14 protein-coding genes are annotated in these 13,092 nt (G+C 56.8%); 7 read left to right on the top strand and 7 right to left on the bottom strand.

Translation table 11 applies throughout. The annotated features are described in order from the left end of the window. Together QZ766_RS07175 and sodC are read left to right on the top strand one after the other, a co-directional pair. The coding region (locus tag QZ766_RS07175) for an aldo/keto reductase (RefSeq protein ID WP_297199447.1) at positions 1–673 on the top strand (673 nt) is incomplete at its 5' end. 81 nt (positions 674–754) lie between these two features. Further along, positions 755–1,276 (top strand): superoxide dismutase [Cu-Zn] SodC, encoded by a 522-nt coding sequence (gene sodC, locus QZ766_RS07170; protein ID WP_297199445.1) that lies wholly within the window; start codon positions 755–757, stop codon positions 1,274–1,276. Here the strand turns inward: sodC and QZ766_RS07165 are convergent. From QZ766_RS07165 to QZ766_RS07155, 3 genes are read right to left on the bottom strand one after another with little or no spacing between them, the layout of a single operon-like run. Then, positions 1,269–3,293 (bottom strand): FUSC family protein, encoded by a 2,025-nt coding sequence (locus tag QZ766_RS07165; RefSeq protein WP_297199442.1) that lies wholly within the window; start codon positions 3,291–3,293, stop codon positions 1,269–1,271. The two genes, sodC and QZ766_RS07165, sit on opposite strands and share 8 nt — an antisense overlap. Continuing rightward, a complete protein-coding gene (locus QZ766_RS07160) occupies positions 3,293–4,189 on the bottom strand; it encodes an HlyD family secretion protein (RefSeq protein ID WP_297199439.1) in 897 nt (298 codons plus the stop codon). The genes QZ766_RS07165 and QZ766_RS07160 overlap by 1 nt, the downstream gene beginning before the upstream one ends. Before the next feature lie 7 nt (positions 4,190–4,196). Next, complete coding sequence (locus tag QZ766_RS07155) at positions 4,197–4,436, bottom strand: DUF1656 domain-containing protein (protein WP_297199436.1); 240 nt, start codon at positions 4,434–4,436, stop codon at positions 4,197–4,199. A 179-nt stretch (positions 4,437–4,615) separates the two neighbouring features. Here QZ766_RS07155 and slyA point away from each other — a divergent pair, with 179 nt between their 5' ends. Beyond that, positions 4,616–5,059: a transcriptional regulator SlyA gene (gene slyA, locus QZ766_RS07150; RefSeq protein WP_297199433.1), complete on the top strand. Its 444-nt coding sequence runs from the start codon at positions 4,616–4,618 to the stop codon at positions 5,057–5,059. A gap of 65 nt (positions 5,060–5,124) precedes the next feature. Here the strand turns inward: slyA and slyB are convergent, their stop codons facing one another. Next, positions 5,125–5,592, bottom strand: coding sequence for an outer membrane lipoprotein SlyB (gene slyB / locus QZ766_RS07145; protein WP_297199430.1), 468 nt, complete (start codon positions 5,590–5,592; stop codon positions 5,125–5,127). 278 nt (positions 5,593–5,870) lie between these two features. Here slyB and anmK point away from each other — a divergent pair, with 278 nt between their 5' ends. The 4 genes from anmK to tyrS all read left to right on the top strand — a co-directional run bounded on the left by anmK (position 5,871) and on the right by tyrS (position 9,524). Further along, entirely contained in the window at positions 5,871–6,995 is a 1,125-nt protein-coding gene (gene anmK / locus QZ766_RS07140) for an anhydro-N-acetylmuramic acid kinase (RefSeq protein WP_297199427.1), read from the top strand. 89 nt (positions 6,996–7,084) lie between these two features. Then, complete coding sequence (mliC, locus tag QZ766_RS07135; protein WP_297199424.1) at positions 7,085–7,408, top strand: C-type lysozyme inhibitor; 324 nt, start codon at positions 7,085–7,087, stop codon at positions 7,406–7,408. Positions 7,409–7,464: 56 nt separating this feature from the next. Then, on the top strand, positions 7,465–8,121 hold the full coding sequence (gene pdxH / locus QZ766_RS07130) for a pyridoxamine 5'-phosphate oxidase (RefSeq protein WP_297199421.1): 657 nt from the start codon (positions 7,465–7,467) through the stop codon (positions 8,119–8,121). Between the two features lie 128 nt (positions 8,122–8,249). After that, the gene (gene tyrS, locus QZ766_RS07125; RefSeq protein ID WP_297199418.1) at positions 8,250–9,524 is read left to right on the top strand and encodes a tyrosine--tRNA ligase; all 1,275 of its coding nucleotides are present in this window, start codon (positions 8,250–8,252) and stop codon (positions 9,522–9,524) included. Between the two features lie 64 nt (positions 9,525–9,588). Here tyrS and gstA read toward each other — a convergent pair whose 3' ends face one another. The 3 genes from gstA to nth all read right to left on the bottom strand — a co-directional run bounded on the left by gstA (position 9,589) and on the right by nth (position 13,021). Continuing rightward, the gene (gene gstA / locus QZ766_RS07120) at positions 9,589–10,194 is read right to left on the bottom strand and encodes a glutathione transferase GstA (protein WP_297199415.1); all 606 of its coding nucleotides are present in this window, start codon (positions 10,192–10,194) and stop codon (positions 9,589–9,591) included. A gap of 109 nt (positions 10,195–10,303) precedes the next feature. Further along, positions 10,304–11,809: a dipeptide/tripeptide permease DtpA gene (dtpA, locus tag QZ766_RS07115; RefSeq protein WP_297199412.1), complete on the bottom strand. Its 1,506-nt coding sequence runs from the start codon at positions 11,807–11,809 to the stop codon at positions 10,304–10,306. A gap of 576 nt (positions 11,810–12,385) precedes the next feature. Next, a complete protein-coding gene (gene nth / locus QZ766_RS07110; protein WP_297199450.1) occupies positions 12,386–13,021 on the bottom strand; it encodes an endonuclease III in 636 nt (211 codons plus the stop codon). Positions 13,022–13,092: the final 71 nt, after the last annotated feature.

Here is a 13,092-nt window from a genome sequence, read left to right as displayed (position 1 = left end):
CCAAAAAATGGAGGTGGTCAGCAAATGCGGCATTGCCACCACCGCGCGTCCGGAAAACCAGATTGGCCACTACATTACCGACCGCAGCCATATCGTTCACAGCGCCGAGACCTCGCTGAAGAACCTTGCCGTAGATGCCCTGGATCTGCTGCTGATCCACCGCCCGGATCCGCTGATGGATGCCGACGAAGTGGCGGAAGCCTTTATCGATCTCCACAAGAGCGGCAAAGTGCACCATTTTGGCGTCTCTAACTTTACGCCGTCGCAGTTCTCGCTGCTGCAGTCGCGCCTGCCCTTTACGCTGGCCACTAACCAGCTGGAGATCTCTCCGGTTCACCAGCCGCTATTGCTGGACGGCACGCTCGATCAACTCCAGCAGCTGCGCATTCGACCCATGGCGTGGTCGTGCCTCGGCGGCGGGCGGCTGTTTAACGATGATGGATGCCAGCCGCTGCGCGACGAGCTCGCGCAGGTCGCGCAGGAGATGAACGCGGAGAGCATCGAGCAGGTGGTGTACGCCTGGGTACTGCGCCTGCCGTCGAAGCCGCTGCCGATTATCGGCTCCGGTAAAATAGAGCGGGTGCGTTCGGCCCTCGGCGCGGAGGCGCTGGAAATGAGCCGCCAGCAGTGGTTCCGCATTCGTAAAGCCGCGCTGGGATACGACGTACCGTAAATTTAAGGCGCAACGCGCCGGGCAGGGGCCGGGCTCTGGATTACACTGAGTAAGCATACTTACTGTTAATGTGGAGAAGTTATGAAAAAAATAACCCTGACCCTGCTTGCTTTAACCCTCTCCGGCGGCGCCTGCGCCGCCAGTACCACGGTGGAAATGAACCTGGTGACGTCCCAGAGCGTGGGGCAGTCCATTGGTGAAGTGACCATCAGCGAAACCGACAAGGGGCTGACGTTTACGCCCAACCTGAAGGCGCTGCCGCCCGGCGAGCACGGCTTTCACGTTCACGCCAACGGCAGCTGCCAGCCCGCGCTGAAAGAGGGAAAAGCCACCGCTGCGGAAGCCGCGGGCGGCCACTTCGATCCGCACAATACCGGCAAACATGAGGGGCCGGAAGGAAACGGCCATCTCGGCGATCTCCCGGCGCTGGTGGTCAATAATGACGGCAAAGCCACCGATCCTGTTACCGCGCCGCGGCTGAAAAAAATCAGCGAGATAGAAGGCAAAGCGCTGATGGTGCACATCGGCGGCGATAACATGTCCGATCATCCGAAACCGCTAGGTGGCGGCGGGGCGCGCTATGCCTGCGGAGTGATTAAGTAATCCGCTCCGTCAGCGTTCCCTCAACCGGCGCCTGTTCAAGCTGGGACAGCGAACAGTAGAGCTGCCAGACAATTGCCGCCAGCTCGCGCGCCGCGGGCTGGTGGTGATGGCCCAGCGCGGTGTAAATACGCTGCAGTTCAGCGAGCGCCGACGCCAGGGGACGCTGCTGGACGCCGCGCTCGCTCATCACGTTACGCAGCAGCGTAATGCATAAATCCCGCACCTGCGATAGCGGGTCGGCGCGGGCTTCCCAGTCGCGCAGCCGCCACACAACGTGCGAGCTGTTAAGCAGCACAATCCCCCAGCGCAGCAGCCAGCGGCGCGATACCTCATCGCGGCTGCTGCTCAGCTGATTGATGTAGTGATAGACCAGCGACTCAAACTGGTGCTCGCTCTGCTGCGGACGCCGGCTGAGCTGATCGATAAACTGGCGGCGCAGGGCGCGAATGTGGCGACGGCTTTTGCGGGCGTCAGATCCGGGTTTAAGAATGGCAAAAGCCATCCACGCCAGGCCCACGCCGAGAATTTTGGCCAGGTTATCATTCAGGAACGTACCGTAATCGTAGACCGGCGGATCGGTCACCGAGATAAACGATCCCATAAACACGATAAGCTGCCCCCACAGCCCGGCAAATTTCGGCATCTGCAGCTTGAGCAACTGCATGGTGGTCAGCAGCGGGAACAGGAACAGCAAAAACTGCCACAGATCGGTGACCTGCACCATAATGGCGAACTTAACCATAAAGCTGAATAGCGAGAGCAGCAGCAGAGTGCGCAGCAGCAGCGTCAGCGAGTTGTAGGGCGATGGTGAGACGGAATACAGCACGCAGCAAATAGCTGCCAGGGTCAGGGCCGCGGCGCCTGACGACCACTGGGTGCTGATACTCCAGGCGCCGATAAACACCAGCGCGCAGAAGGTGCGCACGCCGTTAAGCAGCGCCTCCGCGTAGTCTGTGCGTCGGGAAAGGGCGGGCGCTTTCGGTACGTTAAATTCGGTGATGGCGCTGGCATTCTCCAGCCGCTGCAGCCAGCGTTTTGAAGCTAAGTAGATACGCACGAAATAGCGCAGCCGCATCCAGAAGGCGAGATGGCGGAAATCCTGCGGATCTTTCGGGGCCAGCGGGGCGATGATCCGGGCGATGCTGTAAGGTTCGGCGTCCGGTTTGGCCAGCGCTTCTAACAGCGCATCAATCACGTCGCGGGTGTTTTCGGGCGGGGTTTCCCAGTTGAGCAGCATTCGCCGCAGGCTGGAGATAACGCTGGTCAGGCGAAGCTGCTGGTGCAGAAGGTAGTTCAGCAGGCTGTTCTGCCGGCGAAAGCGGTAGTGGCTCCAGAATGCCTGAATGCGCAGCAGGTTCATGGTTAAAATCTGCCCGATCATGCTTTCGTGGGCGGTGCGCATATTGTCGGACATCTGCGGCTGCCACATCAGGCTCGCGTGTTCGAGAATGCGGGCGTGCATGTTTTTCAGCGCGGTTATCAGGGCCGTGCCATCCGACGTGCTGGGCAGGATCATCATCATCAACCCGCCGCACAAGATCCCGACAATAACCTCGCAGACCCTCGACTGGGCGATATCCCAGAGTTCATTGACATCCACCAGATTAATCACCGGGAAGACGATAATGGCACAGGTATAGCCCGCCAGCTGGAACGCGTAGGCGACATTATTGGTATACATGGCGCAGGCCCAGGTGCAGAAACCAAGCCAGGCGGAGATGCTGAACAAGAACAGCCACGGATCGGTCATGGTGAGGCCGGCAATCAGCAGCGCCGCCGATGCACCGAGCAGGCTGCCGGCGATACGCCCCAGACTTTTACTGATGACGCCGCCCACGGTGGGGAAACTGACTACCGCGGCGGAGGTCATTGCCCAGTAAGGCTCGTCCAGATTGATGTAGTAGGCGAAACTCAGCGCCAGGCACATGGCAATGCCGTTACGCAGCGCATAGCGCCACTGCGGCGGCGTGGCCTTAATCCAGGGCAGAGACCGCCAGGAGGTGACGGAGAAATTCATCACTTATCGCCGATGTAGACGGTACAGGTGGTCCCTGAAACCAGCACCAGTCCCGCAGGCACGGTATCAAACTCGATGCGTACCGGGACGCGCTGCGCCAGCCGCACCCAGGGAATGGTGGGCTTGATGTCCGCGACTAGCGTGCCGTCGGTGCCGGTATTCTGATCGAAGATAGCCCGCCCGATGCTGGAAACGTGACCCTGTAACCTGGTGCCGTTGCTGTAGAGCACCACGTGGGCAATATCGCCGGGCTTGAGATGGCGAAGTTTGGTCTCTTCAAAGTAGCCGATAACGTGGAAGGAGTGGCTGTCTACCAGCGCAAAAAGCGGCGAGCCGGTGGTGGCATAGTCGCCGGTGCGGGTTGACATGTTCGTTATCCAGCCGTCCACCGGGGCTTTAACCACCGTCTGTGACAGTTCCCAGCGGGCGCGGTCCAGCGCCGCCTTCGCAGCGTCTACGCTGGCGCGCGCCGCCTGTTCGGTCGCCTGAGCCGACTGTACCGCGATATTGGCGGTATCAAGATCTTCGGCGGAAATAAAGTTTTTCGGCAGGTTCTGGCGGCGTCGGGCTTCGTGCTGCGCTCTGGCCACCGAAGACTGAGCGTTAAGCAGATCAGAGCTTGCCTTGGCCTGCTGGGCCAGCGCGTTGGCGACCGCGATGCGGTAGGGCGTGTCATCTATCTGAAACAGCGTTTCGCCGGCTTTCACCAGCTGATTGTCCTTAACCCGGAGTGAGGTAATAGTGCCGGATACCTGCGGCGCGATGCTGACCTGCTCGGCGTGAATTTTACCGTCTCGTGTCCACGGCGACTGCATATAGTAGTTCCAGACCAGCCAGACAGCGAAAATCGCAGCTGCCACAACCAGCAGCGTAGAAAGATATTTTAGTTTTTTCATAGGATTTTTATTGCAGGATGATGATCAGGCCCAGACTCAGGCACACTGAGAGCGCGAAAAAAGAGAGATCCATCAGCAGGGGATGCCAGACGTCACCCGCATACATCCAGTCGCGAAGCTGGCGGTGGACCAGCAGCCAGACGGGAAAACCGAGCAGTACCGCCTTGAACAGCGGCGGGAGATAAATTTGCGATCCGACGATAAGGTCCGTCAGGGGAAATCCTGAGATGTCAGGGATCAGAGCCACGATAAAGCGTCCTTTGCGAATTCGTTAGTACGGAAACAGGTGGGGTTCGCGGTAAAATCGTCGATATGATAAATCATTGCGTTGTCCACAGGAGACGTCAATACATTTGTTTTGAGCTTTTAAATGCTGCACACTATTCTAAAATTAGCATAATAGCTTAGCAAGCTAATTATAAGGAGATGAAATTGGAATCGCCACTGGGCTCTGATTTGGCCAGATTAGTCCGCATATGGCGGGCGCTTATCGACCATCGCCTGCGACCTCTGGAGTTAACGCAGACACACTGGGTGACGCTGCACAATATTCACCAGCTTCCGCCGGAGCAATCGCAGATACAGCTGGCGAAAGCGATCGGCATCGAACAACCTTCGCTGGTGCGCACCCTCGACCAGCTGGAGGAGAAGGGACTCATCTCCCGGCAGACCTGCGCTAACGACCGTCGCGCAAAGCGCATCAAGCTGACGGAAAAGGCAGAACCGCTGATCAAAGAGATGGAAGAGGTTATTTGCCACACGCGTCGGGAGATCCTGAGCGGCATCTCTTCTGACGAAGTGGAGCTCCTGCTGGGACTAATACAGCGTCTTGAGCACAATATCAATGAGCTGCATTCGAAAGCACAATAGCCGTCAGAAACTAAAAAAGGCCTTGTAGAACAAGGCCTTTTTTATTGTCATCACATCACGAAAGCTTACCGAGGCGATACGGTAATGTCGCGACCGTTGCTTGCCATCACGACGCGCTGGCCCACGGCATAGCGGGTATCACCCTGCTTCTGCACAACCATGATGGTGTTGCCGTCGTCTTTACGGATTTCCAGCTCGACGCCGTTAGACTTGTTCATCACGCCCTGTACGCCCTGGCCCGCAACACCGCCGGCAACTGCACCTGCCGCGGTAGCAAGCTTACGACCGGCACCGCCGCCCACAGAGTTACCGAGGAAGCCGCCCAGAACCGCGCCGCCAATGGCGCCGATGGCGTTGGTATCATCACCACCCTGAATTTTTACCGGGCGAACATGGACAATAGTGCCGTAAGTTACATTTTGCACCTGTTTTGCTTCAGAGGCAGAGTAAACATCTCCGGACAGGCTGCTGTCGTTAACACAACCGGCAAGGGTCAGGCCTACCATTGAAACGGCTAATACACGTAAAATCATTAATGAATCTCCTGTTCACCAAGAAACGCCCTTGCGAGCATCCATCTTTACAATTATAAGGCATTTGTGCGCTACAGGTTACCGCTAGCGCAACGATATGACACGAATTGTATTTCTTAAGTGCCTAACAATGCGTAAACAAGTGAGTTATAGCAGTCCTGGCGGAAAAGGTGAAAAAAATTAATGACACAAATTGCTAAATTTCCTTCACAGGACATAGCTTTGATAGTGACTTTATGCTTGAGTGTCACTCACTGTCACTTTACGAGGGAAAGCATATGAATTCCGGCCGCTTTATTGGCGTAATGTCGGGGACCAGCCTGGACGGTGTAGACGTAGTGCTGGCCGTGATTGATGACAACGTCGTGGCCCAGCAGGCGAGTCTGAGCTATCCCGTTCCGCTGGCGCTCAAAGAGGCTATTCTCGCGGTCTGCCAGGGGCAGCAGCTAACACTGTCCCAGTTCGGGCAGCTGGATACCCGGCTCGGGCACCTGTTCGCAGATGCTGTTACCGCAATAATGAAGCAGGAGCAGCTGGCGGCGAGCGATGTAGTGGCTATCGGCTGTCACGGACAAACGGTCTGGCACGAGCCGCAGGGTGACGCGCCGCATACGCTACAGATTGGTGATAATAACATCATTGCCGCCCAAACCGGGGTTACCGTTGTCGGCGACTTTCGCCGCCGGGACGTGGCGCTGGGCGGCCAGGGCGCGCCGCTGGTGCCCGCTTTCCACCAGGCGCTGCTGGCGCATCCGACTGAGCGGCGGATCGTGCTGAATATCGGCGGCATCGCCAACCTGTCGCTGCTTTTCCCGGGTTTGCCGGTCAAAGGGCACGATACCGGCCCCGGCAATATGCTGATGGATGCCTGGATTTGGCGCCAGAAGGGCAAGCCCTATGATAAAGATGCAGAGTGGGCCAACACCGGCAAGATTATTCTGCCGCTGCTGCAGGATATGCTGAGCGATCTGTGGTTTGCGCTTCCGGCCCCCAAAAGCACCGGGCGCGAATACTTCAACTACGGCTGGCTGGAGCGCCTGCTGGTGCGCTATCCGGGGCTGGCACCTCAGGATGTCATGACCACCTTAACGGAATTAACCGCCGTCACCATCAGCGAGCAGGTGCTGCTCAGCGGCGGCTGCGAGCGGCTACTGGTGTGCGGGGGCGGCAGCCGCAACCCGCTGCTGATGTCGCGCCTGGCGTGCCTGCTGCCCGGCACCGAAGTGACCACCACCGATGAGGCCGGTATCAGCGGGGATGATATGGAGGCTTTGGCCTTTGCGTGGCTCGCCTGGCGCACGCTGTCAGGGTTATCGGGCAACCTTCCTGCCGTCACCGGCGCGTCGGCACCTACGGTGCTCGGGGCTATTTTTCCCGCGAATCGCGTGCAGAATCAGAGTTAACTGACTGAGCCCTGGCGCGCCGGTGGTAAACTGGCGCGGTTACAGGAGGGCCGTTGCCCTCCGGGTCAGGACAGTTTTAAGGCAAATAAATGAAAAAAATACTTCTCCTCGCGCTTCCCGTGCTGCTGAGCGGCTGCAGCTATTACCATCAGATGATGGACCGCATGCATACCGACACGCTGGAATACCAGTGCGGCGATAAACCGCTTAGCGTTAAGCTTGATAACAGCCGCCAGCAGGTGAGCTTCGTCTACGATAACAAGCCGCTGACCCTTGAGCAGGGCCTTTCCGCATCCGGCGCCCGCTACACTGACGGCATTTATGTCTTCTGGTCTAAAGGCGACAGCGCCACCGTCTACAAGCACGATCGCGTCGTTCTCGACAACTGCCAGCTGCAGAATCCGAAGCGTTGAGATTTTAGCGGCCGCGGCGCACAATAAGGTCACCTCAGGACAACGGATACACTGACATGTCTGATCATGATGACCTAAAACATATTGAGTCGCTGCGCCGTGAATATACCCGCGGCGGCCTGCGCCGCGGCGATCTTCCGGCGGAGCCTCTCGCGCTCTTTGAGCGCTGGCTGGGCAATGCCTGTGAGGCTAAACTGGCCGATCCTACTGCCATGGTCGTAGCAACGGTTGATGAAAGCGGCCAGCCTTACCAGCGCATCGTTTTGCTCAAGCATTACGATGAAAAAGGGTTTGTGTTTTATACCAACCTCGGTAGCCGCAAGGCGCACCAAATTGAACACAATCCTCACGTAAATCTGCTGTTTCCGTGGAATACGCTGGACCGCCAGGTGATGGTGACCGGTACTGCCGAGCGTCTCTCAACCCTCGAGGTGATGAAGTATTTCCACAGCCGCCCGCGCGACAGCCAGATCGGCGCCTGGGTATCCCAGCAGTCCACCCGCATCTCGGCTCGCGGTATTCTTGAAAGCAAATTCCTCGAGCTGAAGCAAAAATTCCAGCAGGGCGACGTGCCGCTGCCGAGCTTCTGGGGCGGTTTTCGCATCAGCATTAACCAGATGGAGTTCTGGCAGGGCGGTGAGCACCGGCTGCACGATCGCTTTTTATACCAGCGCGAAAGCGACGGCTGGAAAATCGATCGTCTGGCGCCCTGATTTACCCATTTTTGTTGCTGTAAGCGCTGGTACAACCCGTTCCGGCGCTTTATGCTATTAGGCTTTCGCAACTGGCGAAACGTCGTGTACCGGCTAAGGTGCAGTCTGTTTTATACATGGAGATTTTGATGGCAAGCAGTAACCTGATTAAACAATTGCAGGAGCGGGGCCTGGTGGCCCAGGTGACGGATGAGGAAGCGTTAGCAGAGCGTCTGGCGCAGGGCCCGATCGCGCTGTATTGCGGCTTCGATCCCACCGCTGACAGCTTGCATTTGGGGCATCTCGTTCCCCTGTTGTGCCTGAAACGCTTCCAGGAAGCGGGCCACAAGCCGGTTGCGCTGGTCGGCGGCGCGACCGGGCTGATTGGCGATCCGAGCTTCAAGGCGGCGGAGCGCAAGCTCAATACCGAAGACACCGTGCAGGAGTGGGTGGCGAAGATCCGCAAGCAGGTTGCGCCGTTCCTCGACTTCGACTGCGGCAGCAACTCGGCTATCGCGGCCAACAACTACGACTGGTTTGGCGGCATGAACGTGCTGACCTTCCTGCGCGACATCGGCAAGCATTTTTCCGTCAACCAGATGATCAATAAGGAAGCCGTAAAGCAGCGCCTGAATCGCGACGATCAGGGCATCTCCTTTACCGAGTTCTCTTATAACCTGCTGCAGGGCTACGATTTCGCCTGCCTGAACAAGCTGCACGGCGTTGCGCTGCAGATTGGCGGTTCCGACCAGTGGGGCAACATCACCTCCGGCATCGACCTGACCCGCCGCCTGCATCAGAACCAGGTCTTTGGCCTGACGGTTCCCCTGATCACCAAGGCAGACGGCACCAAGTTCGGTAAGACCGAAGGCGGCGCGGTGTGGCTGGATCCGAAGAAAACCAGCCCGTACAAATTCTACCAGTTCTGGATCAACACCGCGGACGCGGACGTTTACCGCTTCCTCAAGTTCTTCACCTTCATGGACATCGCGGAAATCAACGCCCTTGAAGAAGAAGACAAAAACAGCGGCAAGGCGCCGCGCGCCCAGTACGTGCTGGCAGACAACGTGACGCGCCTGGTTCACGGTGAAGAAGGCCTGGCGGCGGCAAAACGCATTACCGAGAGCCTGTTTAACGGCGATCTGGGTTCGCTGAGCGAGGATGACTTCGCCCAACTGGCGCAGGACGGCGTGCCGATGGTAGAAATGGAGAAGGGCGCTGACCTGATGCAGGCGCTGGTGGATTCTGAACTGCAGCCGTCCCGCGGGCAGGCGCGTAAGACCATTGCGTCTAACGCTGTCACCGTTAACGGCGAAAAGCAGACCGATCCGGAATACATCTTCGTTGACGGCGATCGCCTGTTCGGCCGCTATACGCTGCTGCGCCGCGGCAAGAAAAACTACTGCCTGGTGTGCTGGAAGTAACCTTCCCGCAAGCATATAACGAAAAAAGGCGTGGATTGCTCCACGCCTTTTTTGTCTCAGCCGATCAGTGCAGTCCTTCGTCCTTAAGGGCTGCGGCCACTGCCGGACGTGCCGCGACGCGCTCCATGTAGGCGTTGATATAGCGAGTTTCACCAATATCCAGCTTCAGCGCCCGCGCCCAGCGGGTCACGGTAAACAGATAGGCATCGGCGATGGTGAATCGCGAACCGCTGATCCATTCACCGCCCGCCAGCGACTCCTCAACCCACGCAAATTTCTTCGCCAGCATGGCGCGGGCGAGAGACTTGTACTCCTCCGGCGTCTGCGGATGAAACAGCGGTAAAAAGCCCTTGTGCAGCTCGGTAGCAATGTAGTTAAGCCATTCGATGGTTTTGTAACGGCCAATGCTGCCGACCGGTGCCAGCAGCTGTCTGTCGGCCTTGCTGTCGGCAATGTACTGCATAATCGCCACGCCTTCAGTAAGAAGGGTATTGTCATCCAGCTGCAGGGCGGGCACCTGTCCTTTGGGATTGATCAACAGATAATTATCGCCGTTCTCCAGCGTCTTATTGCTCAGGTCAACGGCGACCAGCGAAAAGTCCATACCGCTTTCCAGCAGGACAATGTGGGAGGCAAGGGAACAGGCGCCGGGCTTGTAAAACAGTTTCATAACAAACTCCTTAGGGACCGTAACAGTGCTTTCTATCCTGGCAGAACGGCGGCAAAAAAAAAGCCGCTGAATGCTCAGCGGCTCACTTTACTCTTTTTTTCTTAGTCGATTACAGCGCGGCGGCTTTCTTTGCCTGCGCGTCGGCTTCGTCTTCCAGCGTCATGCGGTTAAGCTTCGGCGCGGTAAACACCATCAGCAGTGCGATAACGCCGGTAGCGATGCCAATCTGCATAAACACGTGGCCGTAAACGTGCAGCGACTGCAGCGGGTCGGTAACGTCGTTAGGCACCGCCATCAGGTTAGCGACGCGCCCTGCGATAAGCGCAGCACCCGCGGAGGTCAGGAACCAGCTGCCCATGATGAAGCCCATCAGGCGCTGCGGGACCAGCTGTGCAACCATCGCCAGGCCGAGACCGGAGATCATCAGTTCACCGATAGACTGCAGGGCGTAGCTCAGAATCAGCCAGTTAACCGAGACGATACCGGCGTCGCTGGCGAATTTGGTGCCCAGCGGCAGGACCAGAAACGCGGCGGAGCAGAGGATCATTCCGATAGCAAACTTGTGCGGCATCGGCAGGCGATCGCCCATTTTATTATAGATGGCCGCCAGAATCGGGCTGCCAATCATGATCCAGAACGGGTTCAGGGCCTGGAACTGCTCCGGCTCGAAGGTAATCCCCAGAATAGCGTGCTCAACGTTGCGGATAGCGAAGAAGTTCAGCGAGGTTGGCATCTGGCTGTACAGCACGTAGAACACGATAGCCTGCAGCATCAGGATAAAAGCCACCACCATTTTGCGGCGCGCGGCACCTTTCAGGCCAACAGTCTCTTTAATAAACATGATCACGACAACCAGCGCCACAACCCCCAGCACCATGCGGGCAATGCCCTGGTTGTGCAGCAGCCAGGTGGCGGCAGCGGCAAGTACTACAATACCGACGATGGTTGCCAGCAGCTTGCCGATGTTTACCGGCGCAAAGTCAGGCTTGGAACCGTACTGCTTCACCCACTTCTGGCAGAACAGGAAGTTGATAACAGTAATAATCATGCCGACCACGCTCAGCGCAAACGCCACGCTCCAGCCGTAGTGGGCTGCAAGCCAGGGCGTTGCCAGCATCGAGAAGAATGAACCGACGTTGATGGACATGTAGTACATGGTAAATGCACCGTCCAGGCGCGGGTCGTCTTTCGCGTAGCAGGTTGACAGCAGTGCGGAAGGGTTTGCCTTAAACAGCCCGTTACCCACGGCGATGGTCGCCATCCCGGCGTAGACAATTCCCGCATCGTGGCCGGACCACGCTACCAGCGCGTAACCGATAGCCAGCACAATCGCGCCCAATACGATAACGCGTTTGGTGCCCAGCACTTTATCACCCAGCCAGCCGCCGATAGCCACCAGACCGTATACCAGCGCGCTGAAGGAGGAGAAGAGGGTGATGGAGTCGGCTTCCGACATACCCAGCTGTTTAACCAGGTAGACGGCCATGATGCTTTGCAGGCCGTAAAACCCAAAACGCTCCCAGAGCTCGACGGAGAAAATGAGATAGAACGCTTTTGGTTGTTTAAACGCGTTCATGCTGATGTTTTCAGTTGATTTGTTGTTTGCAGTAGACACTTAGACCTCTTTTTTTTCGTCCCTTAAAAACAGGGCACAGCGGCGCGATTTTATACAGGCTATCGGCCTTATAATTATTCTCGTAGCAAGAAACGGGAAGTAATGTTCCCTATCCTGAAAGATGACACAAGGGCTTTGTCATATTCTGTTACATATAACGCCGGCGTTATAATCCACCGTTCTTATAAATGTTATTTAGCGTTAAATTTTACCATTTGCATTCTTGTAGTTTTTTTGACTGGTTTTAAGTGCGGTACATCCCTCAGGTGTCATATGTTCTGCTATTTAGCCTAAAAGACAGTGATAAGGACCAATTTTTCAAAAAAAAGTGGAGCAATATCTGTTTAAAAAATGCATACCCGCGTCTTATGTAATGAATCATTCGCTTTTATTTTACATCGCATTAACCTGAAAATTCCCATGTGAACAAGATCACATTTCTATAGAATTTTTTGCTGATAAAAAAACAATTAACCCGCTGAGCGGGTAAGCGGTGGGGAAAAGGAGAATGAATTTTAACGCGCGGCAATCGGATATTTACGCATTTGGGTGCGTGGGGGCGATTGCCCCCGAGTACTACAGGCTGGTTTTTTCTTTAAACTCGCACAGATCTTCAATCAGGCAGGAACCGCAGCGCGGCTTGCGGGCAATGCAGGTATAGCGACCGTGCAGAATCAGCCAGTGGTGGCAGTCGACCTTAAACGCAGTGGGCACCACTTTCAGCAGCTTCTCTTCTACCTGCTCGACGTTCTTACCCGGCGCGAAATGAGTGCGGTTGCAGACGCGAAAAATGTGCGTATCAACGGCAATCGTCGGCCAGCCAAAGGCGGTATTGAGCACCACGTTAGCCGTTTTGCGCCCGACGCCCGGCAGCGCTTCTAAAGCGGCGCGGTCTTCCGGCACTTCGCCGCCGTGCTGTTCGATCAGGATGCGGCAGGTTTTAATTACATTTTCAGCTTTGCTATTAAACAGGCCGATGGTTTTGATATAGGCTTTAACGCCGTCCACGCCAAGCGCCAGCATAGCTTCGGGCGTGTTGGCTACCGGGTAAAGCTTGCGGGTGGCTTTATTGACGCTGACGTCGGTGGCCTGCGCAGAGAGCAGGACGGCGATGAGCAGTTCAAACGGCGAAGTAAACAGCAGCTCTGTCGTCGGATGCGGATTGTTGTCGCGCAGGCGGGTAAGGATCGCCAGCCGTTTCTCTTTATTCATTACGCCTTCCCTGTCCCTGCCGTCACGTCCGGGGCGACCTCGCAGTGGTTGCGTACGGTAGCGGCCTTCTG

The sequence above is a fragment of the uncultured Pluralibacter sp. genome (assembly GCF_913775985.1).
Taxonomy (GTDB): domain Bacteria; phylum Pseudomonadota; class Gammaproteobacteria; order Enterobacterales; family Enterobacteriaceae; genus Pluralibacter.
Note: the sequence above shows the minus strand (reverse complement) of the source record. Positions and strands in the feature narration are given on the sequence as shown.